This is a genomic window from Chlorogloeopsis sp. ULAP02 (assembly GCF_038404745.2).
GTDB lineage: Bacteria > Cyanobacteriota > Cyanobacteriia > Cyanobacteriales > Nostocaceae > Chlorogloeopsis.
Genome location: NZ_JAYKTT020000030.1, coordinates 90,197 through 114,457, shown reverse-complemented (window position 1 = coordinate 114,457; position 24,261 = coordinate 90,197). Strand labels below are relative to the sequence as shown.

Sequence of the window (24,261 nt, the reverse complement as noted above, 5' to 3'; positions counted from 1 at the left end):
ATTCAATTACCTGCTTAAAAGTCAATATTTTTGCTATTACTTAAATCTGTTCTTTCACCCAATTCCGAAAATTTCGCGTCATCCCCATCACCCCAACTCTTTGACTTTCTTCCAAAAATCGCGGAATTCCATTTAAAGGCAATTGTGCAAAAGTGGGCGAATTACTGCACTCTACATACTGCCCTTGTTGCAGTTGATATATTTTCAGTACACCTTCTTCATAGCGCCAAAGTTCAGGAACACCTAAAGAAGCATATATCTGAAATTTATCCAGCGATGAACTAGTTAAGTCTATTTCTACTACTAAATCAGGTGGTGGATCGCTGTTCAAGTCAATTTCAAACTTATTCCTCACCTGTGCTTCATTCTGGATATAGTAGCTGCTATCTGGTTCCGCACTACGCCTCAAATCTTCCCGTTTTAGAGTTGTCGAACCTGTAGGAAAAATTTCTAAATTTAACTCTTCCCCCAGCACAAAAATTAAGCGCTCAATTAAACATTTCCAATATTCGTGAGGCAAGAGTGGAGTCATGATTTCTAACGTACCTTGGTCATAGGTAAGTCGAGAGGCTCGCTCCTCTCCCATTTCAGCTAGCATGGTTTCAAAGGTCTGCCAGCTGATGTTTCTCAATACAACCCTTTGTGCCGAAGGAGTGCGTGTAGTTACCATTGCTCTATAGGGTGCAGGGCTTGATTACAAAATAGCGTTAAATCGTGATGACGAGAGCAATTATCCATAACGCATCCGTCATTAGTAAGAGTTTTGACACAAAAACAGTATTGTAAAATATAAGAAGTAGGATTCGAGGAACCAGTTTACTGGTAAAAGACGCTTATCGAGACTATCTTCGGTAATCTTCAGGGTTTAAAGTCTAGCCAGCTTAAGCAACTACAGCGGCTGTATCACCAGCGCATTCCGGGCGATCGCATCACAACGCCTGAGTTTGCCCAGCGTTTGGCAGCAATCAGTACTGAAATCAATCAGCCTGTATGTGCCTACCTCAATCGTCGCGGACAAGTAATCCGTGTTGGGGTAGGCACTGTGCGTCAAACGCAAATCCCACCACTAGAATTGCCCCGTTACGGTGCAGAAAGACTTAGCGGTATCCGTTGTATCGCCACTCAACTCAAGCCAGATTCACCCAGTGAAGCAGCACTGACAGCGATGGCACTACAGCGTCTTGATGCTCTGGTTGTGCTTAATGTTACGGGAACAGGATTTCAAAAACGGGGTGGTGGAGTAACAGGTTACGTCAAAGAAGCTTTTTTGGCACACCTCATACCTCAAGAATCTCGCGCTCTGATCACCAGCCCAGCTTCTGCCAAGCTAGAGGCGAGCAAAGTCCAATCGCCTAGCTGGAGTGTGTCACCACCTATGAGTTTGGATGTGCTGACACAACAGGATTTTATCGAAATGGTGGAAGGGCTGGAAGAGGAATTTCAGCGAGAGTTTGTTGCCCAAGAAGTAAGTAGCGATCGCGATCGCGTAGTAATTATCGGGGTAATGACTGATGACATGAGCGCCCAACAATTCCAAGACACTTTAGCAGAATTGGCACGATTAGTAGACACTGCTGGCGGAGAGGTGTTGCAGACTCTCTGGCAGAAGCGATCGCGCATTCATCCCCAAACTGTAGTCGGGGAAGGAAAAGTGCAAGAAATTGCCCTCACCGCCCAAACTTTGGGAGCTAATCTTGTTGTCTTTGATCGCGATCTTTCACCTTCCCAAGCCCGCAATTTAGAAACTCAAATTGGTATCCGGGTAGTTGATCGCACCGAAGTAATTTTAGATATCTTTGCCCAACGCGCTCAATCCCGTGCAGGTAAGCTGCAAGTAGAACTGGCACAGTTGGAATATATGCTGCCACGACTGGCTGGTAGAGGTCAGGCAATGTCACGACTTGGTGGTGGTATTGGTACTCGTGGCCCTGGTGAAACTAAACTAGAAACCGAACGACGTGCCATTGGACGTCGTATTTCCCGCCTACAGCAAGAAGTCAACCAACTCCAAGCCCATCGAGATCGGTTACGCCAACGGCGACAACATCGAGAAATTCCCTCAGTGGCGATCGTTGGTTATACCAATGCTGGCAAGTCTACTTTGCTAAATGCTCTAACTAACGCCGAGGTTTACACAGCTGATCAGCTGTTTGCTACCCTCGATCCAACCACGCGCCGCTTAGTGGTTCCCCACGCAGTAACTGAAGAACCCCAAGAAATTCTGGTAACAGACACAGTCGGGTTCATCCACGAGCTACCTGTATCTCTCATGGATGCCTTCCGCGCCACTTTAGAGGAAGTTACAGAAGCTGATGCCCTACTGCATTTAGTGGATTTATCTCATCCAGCATGGTTAAGTCACATTCGCTCTGTCAGGGAAATTTTGGCGCAAATGCCGGTAACACCAGGCCCCGCAGTTGTCGCTTTTAATAAAATTGACCAAGTAGATAGCGATACCCTCGCTCAAGCACGAGAAGAATTTCCCTTAGGGGTGTTTCTTTCTGCGCGTCAACGTTTGGGTTTAGAAACTTTGCGTCAGCGCTTAGGTCAACTAGTTCAGTATGCTGTAGACTACAGGTAAATAAATTAACAATATTCATTCTATTTCTCAATTTAACTACTCAGTAGTAATACTGAGTTTTTTAATATTATGAAGCCAAAAAAAAAGTGTTTTTGAATATAAAACTGTATTATAGACAACTTCTATATCAGTACTTAGGATTGGATAAGACTCATTCATCGGGTACTTTTAACATCAATCGGGTAGCAATTTATCACATTCTCTTTTTGACTTGTTGAGTCTCACCATCTGTTTTATAAGTGCTGAATTAACATGAAACATTTCTTTTCAATGTCGGCAGTACCATCCTTTTTGGCTGCTACTACCGTTGTATTAGCTGCCGCGATCTTTGCTCCTGCTAACGCCGCTTCTCTGTCTTTTACTATCGATGACTTCACTGGTTCTGATACTAGAGTGAAGTTTACCTTAGACGATCAAATAGCAGGTTCTGGTAAGGTTCAATTTAAAGTAGATTATCTAGCGACTGGCAGCAACACTATTGCTGACATACGTGGAATTTTCTTCAACATATTGGACGACTCGCTCCTAAGCGGTATGCAAGTCGTTGGAACAGATGTAACAGCCAGCAAATTTGGCCCTGCTGGGACAGTTACCTCTGTTGGCAGTAGTAGCAATAACCTTAACGGCAATGGTAACCAGAAGAATTTTTTTGATGCTGGAGTAGAAATAGGTAAGGAAGGTATAGGGGGAAATAAAGGCGACATTCAATCAACCACTTTTACCTTATCTCACATTTCAAAAGCTTTAACTCTGGCTCAGTTTTCTGAGCAAAATTTTGGAGTGCGTTTGATGAGTGTAGGCTCTGGAAATAGTCGTGAAGGAAGTAGCAAGCTTAAAGGCACGGCTCCTTACTACACTCCTCCTCCACCGCCTCCTAAGAAGGTACCCGAACATAGTACAACCGTTGCTCTCGGTTTATTTGCTGCCGTAGGTGCTTGGCAACTGATCAAGAAAAACAAACAGTTTATTTCTCAGACTTAAACAACACTATTCAATTTTTATTGACCATAATCACAGAGGCTTAGAAGTGTATCAGCACTTTTAAGTCTATTTTTTTAGAACCGCTGATAGGGGCTGGGGGCTGCTCGCCAGTACCCACAGCCAGTAATAACATTCTAAAATTAAGAATTATTACGCTCAGTTGAGGAAGTTATGGCTGCTAAAGTAGAAATTTACACTTGGAGTACTTGCCCGTTTTGTATCCGTGCCAAAAGCTTGTTGAAGAAAAAAGGAGTTGAATTCATCGAATATGGGATTGATGGAAACGAGGCGGCACGGAATAAAATGGCTCAAAGGGCAAATGGAAGGCGTTCTCTACCACAAATATTTATCAATGATCGTCATGTAGGTGGCTGTGACGATATTTATGCTTTAGATGCTCAAGGCAAGCTGGATCAGTTACTTGCTCCTAGCAATAGCGTTTAGAATTGCCAGAGTTTTGATCGGGTTTTTCTGCAAAAGCGATCGCCAAGAAGCTAAATCATCAAGGGATAATTAAAAGTGACTTTGGAAGTTGCTGGCAATTGAGGCAGAAAGTGTGAAACTCGCTTTTATTATCGATCCCATCTCTACTCTTGATCCATGCCATGATACCAGCGTTGCCTTAATGGAAGCAGCGCACATTATGGGACATGAAGTTTGGATTGCCCAAGTTAACTCATTAAGTGTAGTAGAAGGTAAAGCTTGGGCAGTCTTAGAACGTGTGGAGCTTGTGCCTATAAACCTGGTGGAGGGACGCTGGGTGGCGGCAAAACCTTGGTACAAGTTGAGCGATCGCACATTTCTTTGTCTGGAAACAATGGATGCCGTATTTATGCGGACAGATCCACCAGTTACAGTTCCCTACCTCTATGCCACTTATATTTTGGACTACATAGATCAAAACAAAACTCTGGTAATTAATAATCCCAGTGGGATTCGAGCGGCAAACGAAAAAATGTATGCCCTTCAGTTTAGTAAAGTAATTCCAGAAACTATTGTTACCGCAGATAAGCAAATTATTCGGCAATTTGTGGAAGCCAAAGGGACAGCGGTTCTCAAACCCCTGGGTAACAAAGCTGGCGAAGGAATTTTAATTTTGCAACCGAGCGATCGCAACTTCAACTCTATCATCGAACTTAGCACCCTCCAAGGTCGTGTGCCTGTCATGGTGCAAGAATTTATACCAGATGCCAAAGCCGGAGACAAGCGAATAATTCTACTCAATGGCGAACCGATTGGTGCTGTTAACCGTCTTTCAGCTGCTGGTGAATTTCGCAACAACATGGCAACTGGTGGCACAGTCGCCAAAACCGTCATTACTCAAAAAGAACATGAGATTTGCTTGGAATTAGCCGCAACTTTACGTCAAGATGGCTTAATTTTTGTCGGAATCGACGTTATTGGTGGCTATCTAACCGAAGTTAACGTTACAAGTCCTACAGGAGTGCGCGAAATTGATCGGCTAGATGGCACTCGTCTTGGTCATGAAGTGATTAAATGGATTGAGCAGGCTCTACACAGTCAAAATAGAAAATAAAAATAATTTATATTTGATTCTTGCTTGCCATTCTTTGCGTATGGATAACAATTTACGTATAAAACTAAAACTTACCTGCGCAAACTCTATCAGTTAGCTGCTCTAAATTGCTGACCAGAAAATTACTATCAACTCATAGTCGATTGACTTCCTGGTTTTCTACGGTCAGCCTTCTTTATTTAATCCTTGACACAAAATTACAATCATGTTCACCTTAGCTACTTTGCTAAAAGTGGGCTTTGTTTTGCTAGGGTTAGATCTACGTAATTTCTTTTGACCCAGCAATAGTTAATCATTAACAACAGATTGAAAGTTACAGCGTCAACAAACACTGCAATTTCGCCCGATCTGGTAGGAAATGACTTAGTCCTTAAAGATGACAAAATGAATGTCTATTCGGATTAAGAACTGTGCCGATTCCAACCATATACAGGCATCGTTGAAAATATAGACTATGTACATGTAGGAATCTCGCCTTCATAGTTGGGTAAATTTCCCCTACTCAGACAAGTGATCATGGGGCTAGAAGAGAAACTTTATTGTCAAAACTCTTTGTCCAAGTAATTTTGGTATGTTTGTGGTAGAGATGAGTTTTGCCAGTGATTGACAACTAAGGGATGGCACTAAGTAGCTTATCCCTGCCCCTGGTAAAAAAATGATATTTTAATAGAATGGCTATAAGCTATCAAACAAGCAGTTATTAACAGCTTAATTGCGTGGTGGTCGTCGATTTCGTAGGAAGTCAGGAATATCCAATATCGATTTTTCTTTCGGCTCCGGAACTTGGGTAGGAGGATTAGCTGCTGGAGGTTGTGGCATTGGGCGTCTTGATTGTGGGGGTTGTACTACCCGGTTTTGGGTGACGTTTGGTTGTTGGGCTGTTTGTACTTCGCCTGTAAATCCAGTAGCAATGACAGTAAGTCTAACTTCGCCTTGAAGCCTATCGTCAATCACTGCTCCAAAGATAATATTGGCGTTTGGATCAACGACTTCATAGATAGTTTCTGCTGCTGCGTTTACCTCGTGAAGAGTCAAGTCACTACCACCAGTAATATTAAAGACGACGCCTCTGGCTCCCTCAATTGAACTTTCAAGCAATGGTGAAGAAATAGCAGCGATCGCTGCTTCTCTCGCTCTCGATTTTCCAGAACCAATTCCGATCCCCATCAGAGCCGATCCCGCATCTGCCATCACTGCTCGTACATCTGCAAAGTCAACGTTGATTAAACCGGGGATCGTAATGATATCAGATATGCCTTGTACACCTTGCCGTAGCACATCATCTGCGTAACGAAAAGCCTCCTGCATCGGTGTTTGTTCTGGGATCACTTCTAAAAGCTTGTTGTTAGGGATAATAATCAATGTATCTACACGACTTTTCAGCCCTTCAATACCTTGCTCTGCCTGACTAGTGCGACGACGTCCTTCAAAAATAAATGGACGTGTTACCACACCAACAGTGAGAGCGCCCATTTCTTTCGCTACTTCCGCCACAATTGGTGCTGCACCAGTTCCAGTTCCACCCCCCATGCCAGCAGTGATAAAAACTAAGTCTGCACCTTCTAAAGCCGTTGCAATCTCGTCGCGCGACTCCTCAGCAGCCTTTTGACCGATAGCAGGATTGCCACCTGCTCCCAAACCACGCGTGAGTTTCTGCCCAATTTGTAAGCGACTTGGAGCTGCTGCCAGAGTTAAAGCTTGGGCATCGGTGTTAATTGACCAAAATTCTACCCCAGATACATCAGAAGCGATCATGCGGTTAACGGCATTGCTACCACCACCACCAACACCAATCACTTTGATGTTGGCAACCCGGCCTGGAACAATGTCACCGATTCGAGTATCCTCGTTAGGAATCTTCTTGCTGTCGTTGTTTTGCCCAAAGTTCAACCCTGAGTGATTAAAGGGATTAGCAGAGTTTACTGCCAGCGAGAAAGCAGACTGTCCTGGAGACTGAGAGTTTCTATAGGTAAGCCCTTGGATATTATCAAGTGTCATTGGATTCACAAAGGTAGATAAACGACTTTTTAAGGTGTTATTCACCTAAGAGTCAACTATAGTTTGACGCTGCCACAATCTGTAGCATTGTTCTTTCTTGTTCTCACTAATTCCAACCCTTTCAGGATTGGAGGCGCGAAAATTTACTATGAGATCAATGAGCAAGGCACCTGTTTGCCTAGCGAATTCTAGAGAAGTATACCCATATTTACCTGAAATTGACCTGTATAACTTCCGTCGGCTATTAATATCTTCACTGCTTTTTTGCTGATTTTGCTCGGTATGCCTTTGGTAATTCCAATAACATCTCCTTGTTGCTACTGGTAATTTACACGGCCTATTAATTTTACAGTTGTTAATTTTGTTTTTTTCTTTACTCACAATAACTACTAGTGTTTTTTGTATAAAGTATGAGAAATTCACTAAACTAAGAGCTATTACAAAGTAATTATTTATTGCTTGTGATTGCTTTTAAACTTTACCCGTAATATTTTCGTTTCTCTTTATACACTTTTCACAGTAAAAAGTATTTCAGTACGTAATAACTACTTATATTACTTGTAAATATATATTACTTGCTCAGACACGCCAAGGTACATCTTGCCTGTCTTAATAATATGTTCAATTGGATTCCTCAATGAGGGGGATAGCAACTCAAAAATACAATTTTTTTTTATTTTTACCTACCCTTCAACTAAATAAACAAAAAAACTAATTCGATTTGGTATTTATCACCCGATTAATTGAGGTTTGATTTGCTTTATTTACACCCAAACTTAGCTAAACACATACCTGAAATACTCCTGTAGGTTCTCTAGATAAATTGAACAACCGCGTAAAGTTTGCACCTTTTAATCAGGTATTGGGGCATAAACAACAAGAGCTTTCTTTGTAAAAGTAGAGATGTTTTGTGATGATTCTTCACTATTCTAATTAGAAGTTGGTGCTGATTATTGCATGGAGTCCTATACAAGCAAAATTAATAAATAATATTTATCAGCATAAAACTTCTTTATTAATTAGAAGTCTTTTTTACATTAAAAATACAAATGTTTTTAGGGAGTCCTGGAATTAATTTTTCTTGGCTTTTGGTTCATTTGTACTATTGGATGATCTGGATTTTTCAGATCTATATAATCTATTTGATTGGGACTGAGTTGTAAGGGTAAATGGCGCATCTGAGCTAGTAATTTGATTTGTTCAGGTAATCGGGAACTAGGAACACCGAAATGTACCTTACCTATTTCTGTTTTCAAAATTAAATTTGTTGGATCTTGCCAGTCAATCTCTATTACTTTTACAGCAGATTGACTTATAGCTAGATATAGTTCAGCCCAGTAAGGACGGTAGTGTTCTGGCGATCCAATTACTTTTAAAGATGGTACTTTCACTGTGGAATTGAGTGAAGTAAATTGTTCTAGAGGCATGACTACTCCATGGGCATCTAGTAAACTCACAGATACTTTTTTGTTGTCATTAGTACTTTTTGCCTGTTCTCGATGCACTTGAGCAACTGCCACAGGTATTCTTTCGTGAATTTGCACTACTAATCCGGGAGGAAAAAGACGACGACTTACGATCGCTTGTGCAATAGTCGGTTGCTGCTGCAATGAAGATGCAATTCGAGATGGTTGGATTCGCCACAAAGACTGAGGATAAGAGAGCTTCAAAAAAGACTCTACAGCCTCATCCGAAAGTAATTGATTGCCTGAAATTACTATGTCGTTGGAATTTTTGAGAACCCAAATTGGTTGAAGCGTTACCCACAGCAAACTACTTGCTAAACCCGTAACGGCGAGAGTTCTCCAAATAGCTTGAAAAATTTTCGCCTGTCGCTTTTGACGTAACTTCTTACGTCGCCCGGCTAGAACTTTACGAGAAACTGATACTATACCAGCCATTCAAACCTCTTACACACTTTATTCCAAATTCCAAATTGTTCTTATGCTCCTGTCATTCAGTAATCGCAGCAAACCTGTCTGCTGAGGGTAGAGATGTCTTTCTCAAGATTTGTTTTGATGTAGTAACACTTTACAGCAACCAAACAAGGATTGTGGTACTGAGATTCTTTACTATTCAAGTTTGCGGCGTTTATTCTAAATTGAATTTAGCCTCATTGCTGTGGGGCGATAGCCATCGTTCCACAGAACGGCTGTACCTCAAGTATTGACAAATCAGATGCGATGATGACGACTACCCTCTAACAGGCAAAATTTAGGAAGTGCGACACAATTATACTCTGATTTAAAATTTGTCAAGTAAGTGCTAACCACGACAAAACACTTAGTAGAAACTTACTAAGTATAAATTACAACAAGATATTATATGTTGTATTTACGGCTCTACAATAAAAGATTTATATCGGTTTATAAAAGTTCATAATACAACTTGATTTTTAAAATAGTTACTTTTATATCAAAAAAATGACTTAACGAGACGTCATTATACATTTTTAGCTACTTTTGTAGCAATAGCAACCTAAAATGTTGTTTTTGTTGAGCTTACACTTAAAACTGAAAATGAAGTCATAGGCTTGCGATTGATAAAATTCCAAGCAGTAGATCAAATATAAATATACTGTATTTAGTCAAATGATACATTGTTTGACTCAGTACGAGACTTAACCTATGGTAATTAACTTAAAAAATGAGTATTTTTTGCAACAAACTATTTTGACGATTGCGTGCCTTGATTAAAATTTATGTATATAAAAGTACTTTTAACTAGATGAGTAACATGAGATTTGCAACATTTTTCCTCACATAGATTCCTAACTAGACATTTACAAGTAACTGTCCACAGAGAGAATGAAAATATTTATTTCTCTGTTGAGAGTTACCTGTTTTTAATAGCTTGCTAGTACGTGGTTGCAACTAGGTAAGTAATAATTTTTAGCACAACCCCAATTATCGAACAGCGCGATCGCATACTTTGTGATGGTGTTACCACCCAGCGCGAAATTAAAAAGTAAAGATGAGAAAAACTATACTATTCGCTGATTCTGTCGCTTCCCCACTCCTCTTGTTGGGCTACTTCTTGTGGCAAATTTGTTAAAAATTCTTGCAGCTTCATTCGCTCGATATAGGGCCATCCACCTTCAGACTCAATATCCTTTAACAGTGAGTAAAGTGCCTGACGATTGTTAGGTAAACTTTCTTGAAAAGCTCCATCCCGAATCTCTCGGTGTAGTTGTTCTAACTGCCGCAGTAAAGCTAAAAGAGCTATAGTATCCCCTTGACAAAATAGCACTGCATTATGTACTTCCGTTGCAATATCTTGCAGCTTGCCAAATAATTTCTCTGGCTCAAAAATTCTGCCGTTTTTCATGCCACCTTATGTAAATCAGGACTAAATAAATTTACCGAAGATTTTTTACTTTCTTTTGTTCACCATTGAACCTATTTTTGTCAAAGCAGACTAAAACCGCATTTGTACCTACAGCCCATTACTCCGATTGATGAGCAAGAGTGGATTATGTTTGGTAGAGTTATTAATTAGCTCAATGCGATCCCAGCATTCTTGACAAATATTAGAGCGCTTTGATTTTGAGTTAAAAAAAATCGTATGATCTGGCTGATCTCCCCATAACAAAATGGGTTGTATATAGTGGCGACACATACGTCACGCATAACGACAAAGGTTATACCACAAAGGTAAACCTATTAGCAGCACTTACGGACATCTGGAAGCTGTCCAAAAAAGTTGCAGCAACGGCAATTATAGCTGTTCTCAGCTTCAGGAAAGCATTCGCAAGTCTATGCTTGTATCCTCCTTTGAGGTATATGTTCGCGTCCTGGTGTGCTGGGGCGTACTCATTCATACGCCCAAACGAAAACCATTAGATATTCATTTTTGACATTGAGGTTGACCATGAGGTTTCGCGCTGTAATTGTTGCACTCTTGGCTTTGTGCTTGGGAGTACTAACTGCTTGTAGTGAAGGCCCTGCTGCTGGTAGTACAGATTTACTTACTTACGACCAAATCAAAGGCACTGGCTTGGCTAACAAGTGCCCTCAACTAACAGAAACAAGTCGCGGCTCCATTCCCATTGATGCCGGACAGTCTTACATCATAAAAGAACTTTGTTTAGAACCAACCCAATTCTTTGTAAAAGGAGAACCTACTAATAAACGGCAAAAACCACAATATATTGCTGGCAAACTATTGACTCGTAAAACCTACTCACTCGATCAGATTCAAGGTGATCTGAAAGTGAACTCAGACGGTAGCCTCACCTTCGTGGAAAAAGATGGTTTTGACTTCCAGGCTGCTACCGTCAAGCTACCTGGTGGTGAAATGGTGCCTTTCTTGTTTACAGTCAAAGGTTTGGTTGCTCAATCACAACCTGGTATGACTAGCATTAATACTTCCACTGATTTTGAAGGCTCTTTCAGAGTACCTTCCTATCGTGGTGCTACTTTCCTCGATCCCAAAGGACGTGGTGTTGCCAGTGGTTATGACAACGCTGTGGCTCTTCCTGCCCAATCTGATGAAGAAGAACTCCTTCGCGCCAATGTTAAGCGTGCTGATGTGCTCGAAGGCAAGATTTCTCTTTCCATAGCCAAAGTAGATAGTGGTACTGGTGAGATTGCAGGTACTTTTGAGAGCGAACAGCCCTCTGATACCGATTTAGGTGCTGACGAGCCAGAGGAAGTCAAAGTTCGTGGCATTTTCTATGCTCGCGTTGAACCAGCTCGTGCTTAAATTCCTTTGAGTGCAGCAACTTACTGCCACTCAAAACTGTATTTGTCACTTTAGGAGTGATCGCTCCCTACCCCTCATCTTTCCTTCCAAACTTTTGCGTGCAAGGAAGACAAGGGGTAGTTTTTTATACGATTTGATTGGAAATTGCCTTCTATGTCTGGGTTTGATGAATGCATCTGTCGCAATCATTTTTTAAATTGGTATTAGTTTCGGACATTGCCATTCGGTAATTCGAGGAGGGGAGAGTGAAACTGTAGAAAAATTCTTCTCCTTGTCTTCTTGTTCCCTGTCCCCTCCACCTACAACTCTGTAAAAATAGCAGTGATACCGCAAAAACAGATCGGAGATTTGGGCATCCTAAAAATCAGAAGCCAAGTATTTTTATGTACTCACCATGTCAGCTTTTAAATTTATTGCCCAATATCCTGGAACAAAGGCTAAAAATATTTCTCAGCAAGTTGCCGCAAGTGAACTACAATTGCCGCCAATATTGGTAGCAACTAGTGGAGGTTTAGCCTTGCTTGTGATTGGTTTGATCATCTTTGGCAATATCAAGATAAGTAAGCTAAAGAAAAAAATTAAATTTGAACAATTTCGGACACGGGAAATAGAGAAAAAGTTTAAATTAGCTTTAGAAACGATCCGCAAAATGGAGACTAATCCTGATTTAATCAACTCACGGGAATTTAACCTAGATTATCTGCGAATGCGGATGTCAGAGGAGGTATTTCATTTTGCTATTGTTAATCAAATTAAAATCAAAATTAAAGACAAAATTTCTCAAGCACTGCGCCCCAATCAAGCTCAACAAGGGGTAGTGGGTATTGCCAGTAATGCCGGACGACAGGTGGATGAAATGTTTGATGTTGAGTATGAGACTGGCAATGTACCAAATATTACGAAGCGAGTTTTGTTTCGTGTTCAAATCCGATTAATGAAGTTACCAACCCAACCTACTTCTGCCACAATTAGCCAAATTATAGACTGTATTGAAACTTACCTCAGTCCTATAGACGAGGAGGATAATTGGCAACCGACAATTCAAGGCAGAGTTGCCTATATGCATTGGGATCAAAAAGCTAAACCGACTCCTCTGCTAGTACTAGAGCAATCGAATGAGGGTGTGAATGTGACTTTCCGCACTAGCCGTCAACCAAACTCTTTAAAATAGCAAAAGCTGCAATGTAAACAATGACTCAAACTCTTACTAATGTACAGACGCTTCGGTTCTTCGCGTCTGTACTAATCAATGTCTACTCATTAATTATTTTTTCTTACTCTTGACTCGTAACTTTCTATCGTATTATTTGATTGACGAACTAAAATACCATCTTCCATTTCTACAATGCGATCAGCGATATCTAAAATTCGGTTGTCGTGAGTTACCAACAAGATAGAAGTTCCCTTTTCTTTTGCAAGATGCTGCATTATTTCCACAACATCTCGTCCTGATTGTTTATCTAAAGCTGCTGTCGGTTCGTCTGCTAAAACCAATGGAGGATTATTTACCAAAGCGCGAGCGATCGCAATTCTTTGCTTTTGTCCGCCAGAAAGACTGTCAGGATAGTAGTTAACCCGTGGCCCCAAACCAACTGATCTCAAAATCGCTTCCGCTTTAGCAATAGCTTCTTGTGGAGAAATATATTTATTTAGTTCTACCGCCATTTGTACGTTTTGCCTAGCGGTTAAAAACTCTAATAAGTTATGAGCTTGAAAAATATAACCAATATTACGTCGCAGGCTAACTAGTTTGGCCTGACTAGCTCTATACAGTTCTTCACCTAGAAATTTTAAACTACCTTCTTGTACAGATCTTAAACCACCAATCAAGCTTAGTAAAGTTGTCTTTCCTGAACCTGATGGTCCTGTCATAATTACAATTTCTCCTGAATAAATATCCAGATTTATATCAAATAAAATCTGTCTTCTCAATGCACCCTTACCATAGTAATGATTGAGATGTTTAATGGAAATTACAGGTTCTTTTTTCATAGATAGTAGTTGGTGGTTAGTAGTTAGTGGGTAGTGATTTTATTGATAATATTGCCGTTCAAACGAAGGATTTATCTTCTAAACCCGCCCAGACAGTGATTAGTAGAGGTGGTTTATTTAGAGGTATTCATAATCATGATAAAGATTTTTGTTCCAACCTGGCCGTACAGTAGATTTAGATGTTCTTAATCTCATAAAAATTTAAATTATTAATTTGATTAATAATAGAGCTTTTCATGATTTATAATTCATTTAAAAAATATCCGCAGGGTCGGCAGAACGTAGTTTTCTGACAGCAATTGCACCAGAAATAAAACACATAATAATTGTTAAAATTAGTACTTGTATTGCTCGTGCAAAACTCATAAAAACTGGTAATAGAGTTGCTTCTCTAGCCTTTTGATATAAAAATAGTGCAAAAGCGAATCCTGGCAAATATCCTAAAATTGCCAAAATTAGGGCTTCTTGTAAAATTACAACTAAAAAATATTTATGTTCGTAACCGATAGCTTTGAGAGTCGCGTACTCAACTAGATGATCTGCTACTTCGGTATAGAGAATTTGATAAACAATCACAGTTCCAACGATAAAGCCCATGATTGTCCCCAAAGTGAAAATAAATCCTATTGCTGTGCTGCTTGCCCAAAATTGCCTTTCTTGATCAATAAATTCTTGCTTAGTTAACACCTTGACATCTGATTGTAAATAATTTCTCAAATCTTTAGCAACTGTTTCTACATTTGTTCCAGGTTTTAATCTAATCAGTCCAATACTAACTAATCCTTGTTGCCGAAAGGGAAAGATTCTCAAAAAATTTACATCACTAGTAATTAAGTTTCCATCTGCACCAAATGATGCACCTAGTGTAAATAATCCTCCTACTTTAATCAGTCTTCTTTGAACTTCTGCGGTGACAATTTTACCTTGAGTAAAGTCAGCGACAATTGGCCCATATTCTTGCCGAGAAGCTCTATCATATAAAACTACATCAGGTAATTTTATATTATCTAAATTCTGCTCTAATCCAGGTATTTTTAATATGTTAGCTGTTGGATTAATACCAACAACAAGAAGATTACGGGGTATTCCCGTAACAGGATTTTTCCAACTAGTATAGTCCAAATATATGGGATGTACCGATTGTACTGCTGGTAAATCTAAAGCTCGATATAACCGACGTTGGGAAAAAGGTTTTAGCGATAGCAGAGCGCTAGACTGAGGACTAATCAGAACTATATCACCTTGTAAGCTGTTATGAAATCTAACGTTACTGTAATACAAAGAATCTCGAAAACCGAGTTGCATAAACATGAGAATATCGGCAAAGGCAATTCCTGCTAAAGCTACAGCTAAACGTGTTTTTTCACGTTTGATTTGTAGCCACGCTAGAGGAAGTTTTCCGCCAAACATTATCTTTATCTCCTAAGTTTTTGAGAAAAATTTATAAATTTATCAAGTTAAATTAGACACGAATGATTTTTGAAAAAGTCGTGACTTAGATTTTGATACCAACAACAACCTTGGCATAAGTTAAGCCTGCAACCTTTGCACTGTCTGATGGAGATAAAGCAATTTTGACTTCCACGACTCTGGCATCAACATCTGCGGCTGGATCTGTATTTAGTACGTCTTTTTTGCCAACTTTTCTACCAATCTCTGCCACAGTTCCCTGCAATTCACCGCTAAAAGCTCCATTGTCACTGGTGATTGTTACTTCTTGACCTAATCGCACTTTACCAATACTGTCTTCGGAAACTTCCGCAACAACCATCATTTGATCTGTTCGCCCGATCTCAGCAATGCCATCTACACTCATAGTTTCTCCGGATTTGGTGTGAATTTTGAGAATTTCTCCGGCAATGGGTGCTTTAAGATAGCTCAACCGCAGCTGTGCTTCAGCCTTTTTTAAAGTTGCGATCGCATTCACAACCTGAGCTTGTGCTATTTGCATACTGTTAGGACTAACTTCTTGAATTCTTTGCAATCTAGTTCTTTCTTCGTCGATTTGTTGTTGCAAAATGGCTATAGTCTTGTCCCGGTTTACTTTAGCTTCTGCAACTTGCTGTTGCAAAGTAGCGATCACCTGTCTACGGCTAGCTTGGCTTTCAGCTAATTGTTGAGTAGTAGTTGTAGCACTCAGACGTCTCCTGTCGCGTTCTTGTTGAGAAATTGCACCTTCTGTGTATAAAAACTCGTAGCGTTGAGCATCAACTAGGGCATTACGTTGTTCAGCTTGGATGCGAGCCACTGTTGCTCTGAAAACATCTTGTTGCCCTCGCAATTCGGCTTCGACACGATTTATTAATGCTTGTTGAGCAACAGCTTCACCGCGTAACTGAGCTTGTAAGCGAGCAATCACAGCTTTTTGAGCTTGAATGTCCCTTGGCATACCAGCTTTGACTTGCGCCCAGTTGGCTCTGGCTTCTAAGAGTCTTGCTCTTGCTTCTTCTACTACTGCTGTGTTGGTAGCAAAGTTATCAAGAATAGCAATTACTTGACCTTTTTTAACACGTTCTCCCTCTTTGACAAAGAGTTGCTCAACTCGTGTGCCTCCCTGAACTCCTGCTGGAGCAGAAAGCTTAATCACTTCTCCTTGCGGTTCTAAGCGTCCCATTGCATGAATACTATTCACAACAGGCTTGCTGGTTACAGGCTCGTTGAGCTTTTGAAGTTGCTCCAGTTTAGCCATAGTTAGCACTCCAGCGGCAACAGATACCGGTAGAACTATAGCGATCGCCCACAAAACCTGGGGCTGTTCGTTTAACCTTGTCTCTTCTCTTGCCCTTGACATGGTGTGTTGGTTGTCTGAAGTTTACTAACGAAAGTAAAAAGCAAGTTAAACATCATTAAATTAGTCAAAAAGTTTTACCAATAACGACTGAATGTCAAGGAGAAATAACAGTAACTTTAAAGTGTATATTGTTGAAAACCATAGGATTTCAGAACATTCAACGCCACAGTTTTCACAATGGCGTTTTTTATTTCATAAATATTCAATAGCTTAGGCTCATTAAAGATGCAAAAAATCCTGCTTTCACAACTCTTTCAAATGAGGTAAAGGCTATTTGAAGCACTTTTATTTGTCAATTAAACTACCTTATGTTTGTTGTCAAAATTTACTGCTTACTGAGACTGACTTATTACAATGTTCATAAAAAACTACTCCAAAAGAAGTAATAACCACTATCAAGCTATCAGTTTCTTTCATTGCAAAAGCCAAAATATAAAATCTAAAATTTGTACCCGTTAGACACACCTGGCTGATTGAAGAGATGCTGTGGACTTTGAGGGCATTTGTGCTGAATTACTAGGTTTGTATAGGTTTAGTACCATCTACTTAATTAATTGGAGTTGAATGAAAGTCAATTTTAAGTGTGGAGTTTTCTGATATCGATAGTTACTTGCACTTACTCAGATTTTCTTTGGATCTGTACTTCCAATCTCCTCATCTGGTTGCTTATATTGTTTTACTCCATTGTACTCTCGTTAAATGAATTCTACATTAATAACTTTTTGGGAAACGTAACAGAGTCTACAGATGATGGGTAATAATTTGGAAGAAAAAGAGAGGATAAAGGATGAAATATAAATGCTGCTTACTGAAGTGAAAATATGACTTAATTAGTTCATACTGTACAATTTACACTTCACACTTTATACTCTGGATTTATATTTATTGTTCAAGGAAGCAGTTTGAGAAACAAGTACGTAGACAGAATGAAACGTAAAATTCATCATCAAGACAGAGACAGAAAGAACCTTTTTCCTTCTGCCGTCTACTTATTTAATTTGGTAGATCAAACAAAACTGTAGACATATAATTTTCTGCCCATTCTGAACCAAAAGCTTTTTCCAGAACGCGACGAGTTTTGTCATTTTGCTGCTGGTTGCTGCAATAGTTATGTTGCCCAGCAATAATTTGTCTCATTTTGTCGGATGAAACTGGTGTGGAGGCGATCGCATTTTGGCAGTGAATCTCTAGAAATGCCTGCACGTGTTTGAGAAACATAGCTTCTTCTTCAAGCGAAGCCGGGCGGACAAAGACACAAAAATCAGAAAAGATATGTCCCCATTCAGGTAATTCTCGCGGCTGGGAAAAATTGACTGTTGGTAGTTCTGAGAGTAAAGAAATGTAAGATTCTGGTAAGGAGCGATCAGAACTAACTGGTGAAAGATCCGCGATCGCTGCACTAATTTGACCTCTACCTCCGACTAAATCACAACCAAACATCGGCAAATCGTATTCTGGGCGGGGAAACATCACACAGTGCAGAATGTCTAGCATATTTCCCACTTTTGCTAGTTCTAAATGCAATTTGCGAAATTGGGGTGTTTGATAGCAGCGATTTTCGATGGTTAGTTTCTCGCCTTCCAGCCTACCTTCTACATACCCCAGATCTGCCGGCAAATTGTAGGGTGACAAATCTAGGTGCTGTTGCCAAGCTGCTTCAATGCTATCAGCCAGTTGACGAATCAGAGGATGTTGTTGCTCGCGTAGTGAGGGCTTAATCGTTAACATCTTTATAATCAAGGAATCTTAATCTAGTGGCCAGTGTACAGCCCGCCACGCGCTTGCTAACGTCGCTTGCAACATAACCAAACAATAACCAAGTGGTTAGTAGTTAGTAGTTAGTTGTTAGTGGATAGTAGGGGAGCCAGTGCGCCCTTGCAGGTTTCCCGCGTTGTAGCACCTGGCGTCACCTGGCGTCGGGTTTCCCGCGTTGTAGCAACTGGCGTGCGGGTTTTGTTGATAATTTTGCCGTTCAAACGGATAATTTATCTTCTAAACCTGCCCGTACAGTAGTTAGAGTTTAGTTGTCTATTCCTCTTTTTGTCCCCGCATCCCCGCGTCTTTTTGTCCTCTTCTCATGCTGCGGGCAGAGGTTCTTGGACATTGGTTTCCAATTTTTCCAATGTGTATGGATCTATTGCTTCTAGTTCGCCATGATTGATACTCCAGCAATAGTCTGCGATCGCTAACAAATCTCCTGCATCATGGGTTACTACCAGCAATGTCCGATCTCGTTTTAGTTTCGCCAATAAATTTACCAGTTGTCTACGCATTGACCAATCCAAGCCAGCTGTAGGTTCATCTAGCAACAATAAATTTGGCTGGCGAATTAATTGTACGGCTAAAGCTAAACGTCGTTGCTGACCACCACTTAAAGCATGGGGTGATGACGAAAGCGATAAATGCTCTAAGCCCACTTCTTGCAATGCTTGCCTAACTCGCTCTGTTCCCAATTCTGGATGTCCCAAGCGCAACTCTTCTAAAATCGTACCGCCACAAAAATGGCGTTCGGGGAATTGAAATACTAGTCCTGCTAATTGTTGTAGCTCTTCCGCAGTTAGATTTTGTTCGCGCCAGAAAACAGAGCCAGAAGTTGGTTCGGCTAACCCAGACAAAATCTCTAGTAACGTACTTTTGCCAGAACCACTCGGCCCGATAATCAGACCTAACTGTTGGGATGCTAAGTTCAAATTAATAGATTTGAGAATTGAAGTTGGGCAAGCTGTGGGGTGATAAATTAGATTTTTAAGATAGAGCATTTGCTAAAAGTACCAAAAAGTCAGCGACTTACTTAATTAACTACACTGCGAGCGGTTGCAAAGTCCCGAAAATTTTATGGTGCATACCCTGCTCACATCTTCTATATAGCAGCTAGAATTACACTGCTGCCTCATTGCAGCGAGTTGAAACTTTAAATAATAGCTATAAGAGAATGGGAACCTGTAAAAATTACCACAGTCAAACAGTATAAAATTTTAGCCTAACACAATAGCGAGCCTGACTCACTTTCTGCATTTTAAGTAACACATTAAACAAATTCAACAGCAATTCTTCTGAAGGAAACGTAACAATGATTAAAAGGTTTCCCCCTGCGCAAGCAACCGTGCCTGCTAGGTTGACAAAGCTTGCCCAAGTTGCTATTGCAGCAACCCTAGTTCTTAATGTTTGGGGCAATCCCTCTGTTGCTGCCGATCCTTTTCGTAGCAAAGAACCGCGTAATATTGGTAACAACACTGAAGCAGCATTCAACGCCATTTTCCAAAAAGGTGACTATAAAGCCGCCGAAAGTTATCTACAACAGGCACTATCTAAAGAACCAAATGAACCCTTAGCCTATGCAATGAAGGCATCATTAGCATACACCAATAAGGATTGGGCTTCATTAGAAACATACAGCAAGAAAACTTTAGAAATCGCCCAAAAGTTAACTTCTAGCGATCCTTTACGCGGAAACCTTTACACTGCTGTTGGTCATTTTTTAGAAGGGGCAGTTATTATGCAGCGCGAAGGTACAGTTAGTGCTGCACCAAAAGCCTTAAGCAGACTGCGGGAAATTTATAAACATTTAGATCAAGCTGAAGCGGTTGCTGCCAATGATGCAGAACTGAATTTGCTCAAGGGGTATATGGATTTGATGCTGGCTGTAAATTTGCCATTTGCTAGTCCAGAACAAGCTATTGAACGTTTAGAAAAAAATGCTGGCCCTCAGTATTTGGTGGATCGAGGTATTGCCCTTGCTTATCGAGATTTAAAACGGTACGATCGCGCACTCGAATATGCAGAGCGTGCCTTGAAAATGACCCCAGACAACCCTGAGTTATATTATCTCAAAGCCCAAATTCAACGGGGGATGGCGAAAAAAGATAAAAATCAACAAATGATGCAGGAAGCGATAAATAACTTTGACAAAGCGCTGACGAAACAAGCTCAATTGCCAGCAGGTTTGGTGAAACAAATTCAACGCGAACGCCGCCTTACAGTTAGAGATATTGCTAAAGCCCAAAGGTAGGGGAGAGGGCAAAGGGGACAGGGGACAGGTGACAGGGTAAAGATTAGGGGGGTGTAAGGGGATAAGAGTGTAAGGGTTTAGGGATTTTATTCTCTTGACTTTACCTACACCCCTATACTCCCTTACTCCCCTTTGCTCTTCTACAATTAGTCTTGAGCAATAATTACTTAGAGATGTCAAAGTAATGAAAATACAGTTTCGCGAATTTAATCCTTTTGATTTGTGGATTTGGCTGAAATTCAGCACTGTACCTTCTGCACGTGAAAGAGAGTATGTAGAAGAGCTTTTTGATTCTTGGTTTTACTTGGGTAAATTAGGCGCATTTAATGCGGAAAATCTCCAGGTACAAGAGACGGGATTAGATATTAGCTACATGAATTATGATTCAGAAGGATACGACAGAAGCTTGCTAGCACTGATGCACAATAAGGGTGATTTTGAATATCAAGGAGAATGGGCGCGTTGCTGGTTTGACTTGGGAACTTCTGATGCGATCGCTTTAGATATTCTGATTAACGCTATTCAGCAATTGGGTGTAGAATACGTCACTATTGATGAAGTTTACATCGGCGGCGAGAACCCAGATTGGCCTGTCGAGGAAAGTGAAAGTCGTCCTTCGTTTATCTACGATAACTAGCGATCGCAATGGGTAAATCAGGAGAAATTCGTGTCTTAGCCTTGGGATTAATTCGTGATGGCGAACGCCTTTTCATCTCCCAAGGCTACGATAAGTTTACACAGCAAACTTTTTACCGTGCCTTGGGCGGTGGTGTAGACTTTGGTGAAACCAGTTTAGAAGCCCTCAAGCGAGAGTTTCAAGAAGAAATTCAAGCAGAATTAACTAATATTCGCTATTTAGGCTGTTTGGAGAATATATTTCTTTATAATGGTCAACCTGGACACGAAATCATTCAACTTTATGGATGCGATTTTGTTGACCCCAATTTTTATCAATTGGAAAATATAGTATTTGCTGAAGGTGAACGACAAAAAACAGCTTTGTGGGTAGATATTAGTCGCTTCAAATCGGGAGAACTAAAGTTAGTGCCAGAGCAGATTTTTGAATTTCTATAAATTTATAAGGCAGAAATTGTAGTGGCGTTGCAAGGCTAAAATGATGCACTACAGCTTTCTTGTGGGATGGGCTTCTAGCCCGTCCTCATAGGCGGGTAGGATGCCCGCACCACAAAACAATTTATTACATCTTTTAGTCGTGTCAGTCCACTATGTAATTACTTTTATAAAAAAATACAGAAAAAGGTTCCACTATAGTTCAGTAATTTATGAACGCCAGTGAAATACTTTTCTCATCAAAAAATAGCTATACTTGCACCTATTACCCCAAACATACTCGGAATGAAAAATCCAGTTAAATCTTTATGAAAATCAATAATTAATTTAAGAATTTCATCTAGATTTTTGCATGAATCTTTAAGAAGAAAAATATTGAGTATTACTATAGCTTCATACCCTCCTATAGCCCCAGCTAATAGACTAAATATATTGATAAAAAAATTATTTTTCCTTATGAAGGTTAGAGTAATTATTCCAGCCAAAGCTCCTCCAGACAAAGATACTGTAATTATCGTTATGAGAATTATTAACCCCGATTGAACATCTATTGGAGGCATAATATTAAATTATTCATGGGCATAAAGCTTTTGCCAGTTCAAATAGACTAATACGGTTTACTTAAGCCTACAGGCTAAAGCCTGAGGCTACACGAACCAAGCCTGCAAAGGCAGGCTTTGTCTGTGTAGACACACCTTTTAAGGTGTCGGCTACCGTTAACTGAACCATATTGATTTATAGACTACTACTCATTTGTAGAGTAGAACTGTTGAGCGTAAAAACGGGCATACCGTCCTCCCTGGGAAAGGAGGGAATCGTGCGTACCAGATTCTACCACTTGTCCTTGTTCTAGTACGAGAATGCAGTCAGCACGACGGACGCTGCTCAGGCGATGAGCAATAATAAACACGGTACGGTTTTGCATAACTCGCTCAAGTGCCTCTTGAACTAATGCTTCTGATTCAGAATCTAGGGCAGAGGTAGCCTCATCCAAGATCAGAATTCGAGGATCGTTGACAATTGCTCTGGCGATCGCTAATCTTTGGCGTTGTCCTCCAGATAAGTTAACTCCACGTTCGCCTACCCAGCTATGGTAGCCCTGGGAAAATTGGGTGATAAAAGAGTGAGCGTTGGCAATCTTTGCCGCTTCCTGAATTGCTTCCAAATCTAATTCTTCTTGACCGTAACCGATATTTTCGGCGATCGTTCCTGAAAATAGGGTAATATCCTGAGGAACAATCCCAATTTGATGGCGCAAACTAGTTATTGTCACATCGCGAATGTCAATATCATCAATCAAAATTTGACCTGCCTGAGGGTCGTAGAAGCGAAGTAAAAGGCTAATTAGAGTCGATTTACCTGCTCCAGAAGCACCAACCAAGGCGATAACATCACCAGGAGAAGCGTGCAAGCAGAGATCCTTGAGGACTGGCTGACTGGAATTGTAGGCAAAACTGACATGACGATACTCTACCTTACCCATGACTCGCGGCAGTTCTTTTGCATTCAATTTTTCACTCAGACTAGGCTGCTCGGCCATTAATTCAAATATGCGTTCGACAGAGGCTTCAGTCTGTTTAAACTCGTTGTAATTGCTAATCGTTAAGTCAATGGGCTGAATCAGTAAAGCTACAGCAGTTAAGAAGCTGATAAATTCTTGACCTGTGAGGTTGCCTTGAGAAATCTGCCATCCTCCCAATAAAAACAGCAGCATAATACTGACTGCTTCCAAAAAACCTACCACCGGAAACTGAATCGCTTTGAGTTGTTGAGTGCGATACTTAGCGAGGCGATTGTGTTCTGCTTCCCGATTGAATCGCTTCACTTCGTAACCTTGTGCTGCAAATGCCTGAACAACGCGAATGCCGCCAAAGACTTCTGTTAATAACGCAGATAGATTGGATACTTGATTTTGACTTTGGCGAGATAACACGAGTAATCGCTGACCAAATTGTCCAATTAACCAAGCCATTAAGGGAGCCAAAATCAAACCCGCAAGTGTGAGCGGCCAATTTAGATAGAGCATGTAAGCGGGAATAGCAATTAGCTGCAAGATATTGGAAAGAAACTGATGGGATAACTTATCAACAATCTCGCCTACCCGATCAACATCTTCAGTCAAGCGATAAGTAAGGTCGCCTGTTTGTGTCGTTTCAAAGTAATCCAATCCGAGTTTGTGCAGGTGAGCGTAGACTCGCTTGCGTACGTTTAAAGCCATTTCCAGAGCAGCGTCGATCATAAAGATATTCTGCCCGTACTGAAAAAGTCCCCGCACCAAAAATACCAGAGTGGCTAGTCCGAGCCAGTAGGCAATCTGGTTCACATTCCCCTGACCAATAAAAAAAGCGACCTGACCTGCTAGGTAGGGCAGTGATAAGGTGAACAGCACGTATCCCAAGATACAAGCTACTCCCCGAACTAACAGCGGCCATTGGGGCCACAGATAAGGCAACAATTGCCAGTAGCTAGAGCGGACTTTCATTTTCTCCTTACTTGATTGAGATTCGCTAGACTGAGTATTAATTTTTACTATGTTTTTTAGATTTTTGTAGAGTGGGCAATACTATTGATTGGCTCAAACCCTTATTTTTACCTTG

21 protein-coding genes are annotated in these 24,261 nt (G+C 40.6%); 9 read left to right on the top strand and 12 right to left on the bottom strand.

The window, feature by feature from the left end:
- Positions 1-40: 40 nt before the first annotated feature.
- Entirely contained in the window at positions 41-670 is a 630-nt protein-coding gene (locus U2718_RS13685; RefSeq protein WP_342000411.1) for a Uma2 family endonuclease, read from the bottom strand.
- A 165-nt stretch (positions 671-835) separates the two neighbouring features.
- On the opposite strand from U2718_RS13685, the gene hflX reads away from it, so the two are divergent.
- The 4 genes from hflX to gshB all read left to right on the top strand — a co-directional run bounded on the left by hflX (position 836) and on the right by gshB (position 5,099).
- The gene (gene hflX / locus U2718_RS13680) at positions 836-2,581 is read left to right on the top strand and encodes a GTPase HflX (protein ID WP_342000540.1); all 1,746 of its coding nucleotides are present in this window, start codon (positions 836-838) and stop codon (positions 2,579-2,581) included.
- 252 nt (positions 2,582-2,833) lie between these two features.
- Positions 2,834-3,562 carry a hypothetical protein gene (locus U2718_RS13675; RefSeq protein WP_342000409.1) on the top strand — a complete coding sequence of 243 codons (729 nt, stop codon included), beginning with the start codon at positions 2,834-2,836 and terminating at the stop codon, positions 3,560-3,562.
- Positions 3,563-3,733: 171 nt separating this feature from the next.
- A complete protein-coding gene (gene grxC / locus U2718_RS13670) occupies positions 3,734-4,006 on the top strand; it encodes a glutaredoxin 3 (protein ID WP_342000407.1) in 273 nt (90 codons plus the stop codon).
- 112 nt (positions 4,007-4,118) lie between these two features.
- Positions 4,119-5,099 (top strand): glutathione synthase, encoded by a 981-nt coding sequence (gene gshB, locus U2718_RS13665; RefSeq protein WP_342000405.1) that lies wholly within the window; start codon positions 4,119-4,121, stop codon positions 5,097-5,099.
- Between the two features lie 708 nt (positions 5,100-5,807).
- Here the strand turns inward: gshB and ftsZ are convergent.
- The 3 genes from ftsZ to U2718_RS13650 form a co-directional block, all read right to left on the bottom strand.
- Positions 5,808-7,097: a cell division protein FtsZ gene (gene ftsZ, locus U2718_RS13660; protein ID WP_342000403.1), complete on the bottom strand. Its 1,290-nt coding sequence runs from the start codon at positions 7,095-7,097 to the stop codon at positions 5,808-5,810.
- A gap of 1,055 nt (positions 7,098-8,152) precedes the next feature.
- Positions 8,153-8,998, bottom strand: coding sequence for a cell division protein FtsQ/DivIB (locus U2718_RS13655; protein ID WP_342000401.1), 846 nt, complete (start codon positions 8,996-8,998; stop codon positions 8,153-8,155).
- A 1,087-nt stretch (positions 8,999-10,085) separates the two neighbouring features.
- The gene (locus U2718_RS13650) at positions 10,086-10,424 is read right to left on the bottom strand and encodes a hypothetical protein (RefSeq protein ID WP_342000399.1); all 339 of its coding nucleotides are present in this window, start codon (positions 10,422-10,424) and stop codon (positions 10,086-10,088) included.
- A 543-nt stretch (positions 10,425-10,967) separates the two neighbouring features.
- Here U2718_RS13650 and U2718_RS13645 point away from each other — a divergent pair.
- On the top strand, positions 10,968-11,801 hold the full coding sequence (locus U2718_RS13645) for a photosystem II manganese-stabilizing polypeptide (RefSeq protein WP_342000397.1): 834 nt from the start codon (positions 10,968-10,970) through the stop codon (positions 11,799-11,801).
- A gap of 394 nt (positions 11,802-12,195) precedes the next feature.
- Complete coding sequence (locus tag U2718_RS13640; RefSeq protein WP_342000395.1) at positions 12,196-12,972, top strand: hypothetical protein; 777 nt, start codon at positions 12,196-12,198, stop codon at positions 12,970-12,972.
- A gap of 89 nt (positions 12,973-13,061) precedes the next feature.
- Here U2718_RS13640 and U2718_RS13635 read toward each other — a convergent pair whose 3' ends face one another.
- From U2718_RS13635 to U2718_RS13610, 6 genes are all read right to left on the bottom strand, one after another.
- Positions 13,062-13,793: a DevA family ABC transporter ATP-binding protein gene (locus U2718_RS13635; RefSeq protein ID WP_342000393.1), complete on the bottom strand. Its 732-nt coding sequence runs from the start codon at positions 13,791-13,793 to the stop codon at positions 13,062-13,064.
- 252 nt (positions 13,794-14,045) lie between these two features.
- Positions 14,046-15,203 (bottom strand): ABC transporter permease DevC, encoded by a 1,158-nt coding sequence (devC, locus tag U2718_RS13630; RefSeq protein WP_342000391.1) that lies wholly within the window; start codon positions 15,201-15,203, stop codon positions 14,046-14,048.
- Between the two features lie 85 nt (positions 15,204-15,288).
- Positions 15,289-16,584, bottom strand: a complete 1,296-nt coding sequence (locus U2718_RS13625; RefSeq protein ID WP_342000389.1) for an HlyD family efflux transporter periplasmic adaptor subunit — start codon at positions 16,582-16,584, stop codon at positions 15,289-15,291.
- Positions 16,585-17,577: 993 nt separating this feature from the next.
- Positions 17,578-18,312 carry a phycocyanobilin:ferredoxin oxidoreductase gene (locus tag U2718_RS13620; RefSeq protein ID WP_342000388.1) on the bottom strand — a complete coding sequence of 245 codons (735 nt, stop codon included), beginning with the start codon at positions 18,310-18,312 and terminating at the stop codon, positions 17,578-17,580.
- A 110-nt stretch (positions 18,313-18,422) separates the two neighbouring features.
- Positions 18,423-18,560: a hypothetical protein gene (locus tag U2718_RS13615; RefSeq protein ID WP_342000386.1), complete on the bottom strand. Its 138-nt coding sequence runs from the start codon at positions 18,558-18,560 to the stop codon at positions 18,423-18,425.
- A gap of 99 nt (positions 18,561-18,659) precedes the next feature.
- Positions 18,660-19,343, bottom strand: coding sequence for an energy-coupling factor ABC transporter ATP-binding protein (locus tag U2718_RS13610; protein ID WP_342000384.1), 684 nt, complete (start codon positions 19,341-19,343; stop codon positions 18,660-18,662).
- Between the two features lie 311 nt (positions 19,344-19,654).
- Between U2718_RS13610 and U2718_RS13605 the strand changes: the two genes are divergently transcribed.
- The 3 genes from U2718_RS13605 (at position 19,655) to U2718_RS13595 (ending at position 21,667) form a co-directional block, all read left to right on the top strand.
- Positions 19,655-20,593, top strand: coding sequence for a Sll0314/Alr1548 family TPR repeat-containing protein (locus U2718_RS13605; protein ID WP_342000382.1), 939 nt, complete (start codon positions 19,655-19,657; stop codon positions 20,591-20,593).
- 184 nt (positions 20,594-20,777) lie between these two features.
- Entirely contained in the window at positions 20,778-21,230 is a 453-nt protein-coding gene (locus U2718_RS13600) for a DUF3531 family protein (protein WP_342000379.1), read from the top strand.
- Between the two features lie 8 nt (positions 21,231-21,238).
- Entirely contained in the window at positions 21,239-21,667 is a 429-nt protein-coding gene (locus tag U2718_RS13595) for an NUDIX hydrolase (RefSeq protein WP_342000377.1), read from the top strand.
- Positions 21,668-21,903: 236 nt separating this feature from the next.
- On the opposite strand, the gene U2718_RS13590 is transcribed toward U2718_RS13595, so the two are convergent.
- Entirely contained in the window at positions 21,904-22,224 is a 321-nt protein-coding gene (locus U2718_RS13590; protein WP_342000376.1) for a hypothetical protein, read from the bottom strand.
- 185 nt (positions 22,225-22,409) lie between these two features.
- On the bottom strand, positions 22,410-24,146 hold the full coding sequence (locus tag U2718_RS13585) for an ABC transporter ATP-binding protein (RefSeq protein WP_342000374.1): 1,737 nt from the start codon (positions 24,144-24,146) through the stop codon (positions 22,410-22,412).
- Between the last annotated feature and the right edge of the window lie 115 nt (positions 24,147-24,261).

Coding starts and splice junctions, on each gene's coding strand:
- U2718_RS13685 (WP_342000411.1), bottom strand. CDS start 670: ATGGTAACTACACGCACTCCTTCGGCACAAAGGGTTGTATTGAGAAAC.
- U2718_RS13675 (WP_342000409.1), top strand. CDS start 2,834: ATGAAACATTTCTTTTCAATGTCGGCAGTACCATCCTTTTTGGCTGCT.
- grxC (WP_342000407.1), top strand. CDS start 3,734: ATGGCTGCTAAAGTAGAAATTTACACTTGGAGTACTTGCCCGTTTTGT.
- ftsZ (WP_342000403.1), bottom strand. CDS start 7,097: ATGACACTTGATAATATCCAAGGGCTTACCTATAGAAACTCTCAGTCT.
- U2718_RS13655 (WP_342000401.1), bottom strand. CDS start 8,998: ATGGCTGGTATAGTATCAGTTTCTCGTAAAGTTCTAGCCGGGCGACGT.
- U2718_RS13650 (WP_342000399.1), bottom strand. CDS start 10,424: ATGAAAAACGGCAGAATTTTTGAGCCAGAGAAATTATTTGGCAAGCTG.
- U2718_RS13645 (WP_342000397.1), top strand. CDS start 10,968: ATGAGGTTTCGCGCTGTAATTGTTGCACTCTTGGCTTTGTGCTTGGGA.
- U2718_RS13640 (WP_342000395.1), top strand. CDS start 12,196: ATGTCAGCTTTTAAATTTATTGCCCAATATCCTGGAACAAAGGCTAAA.
- U2718_RS13635 (WP_342000393.1), bottom strand. CDS start 13,793: ATGAAAAAAGAACCTGTAATTTCCATTAAACATCTCAATCATTACTAT.
- devC (WP_342000391.1), bottom strand. CDS start 15,203: ATGTTTGGCGGAAAACTTCCTCTAGCGTGGCTACAAATCAAACGTGAA.
- U2718_RS13625 (WP_342000389.1), bottom strand. CDS start 16,584: ATGTCAAGGGCAAGAGAAGAGACAAGGTTAAACGAACAGCCCCAGGTT.
- U2718_RS13620 (WP_342000388.1), bottom strand. CDS start 18,312: ATGTTAACGATTAAGCCCTCACTACGCGAGCAACAACATCCTCTGATT.
- U2718_RS13610 (WP_342000384.1), bottom strand. CDS start 19,343: ATGCTCTATCTTAAAAATCTAATTTATCACCCCACAGCTTGCCCAACT.
- U2718_RS13605 (WP_342000382.1), top strand. CDS start 19,655: ATGATTAAAAGGTTTCCCCCTGCGCAAGCAACCGTGCCTGCTAGGTTG.
- U2718_RS13600 (WP_342000379.1), top strand. CDS start 20,778: ATGAAAATACAGTTTCGCGAATTTAATCCTTTTGATTTGTGGATTTGG.
- U2718_RS13595 (WP_342000377.1), top strand. CDS start 21,239: ATGGGTAAATCAGGAGAAATTCGTGTCTTAGCCTTGGGATTAATTCGT.
- U2718_RS13590 (WP_342000376.1), bottom strand. CDS start 22,224: ATGCCTCCAATAGATGTTCAATCGGGGTTAATAATTCTCATAACGATA.
- U2718_RS13585 (WP_342000374.1), bottom strand. CDS start 24,146: ATGAAAGTCCGCTCTAGCTACTGGCAATTGTTGCCTTATCTGTGGCCC.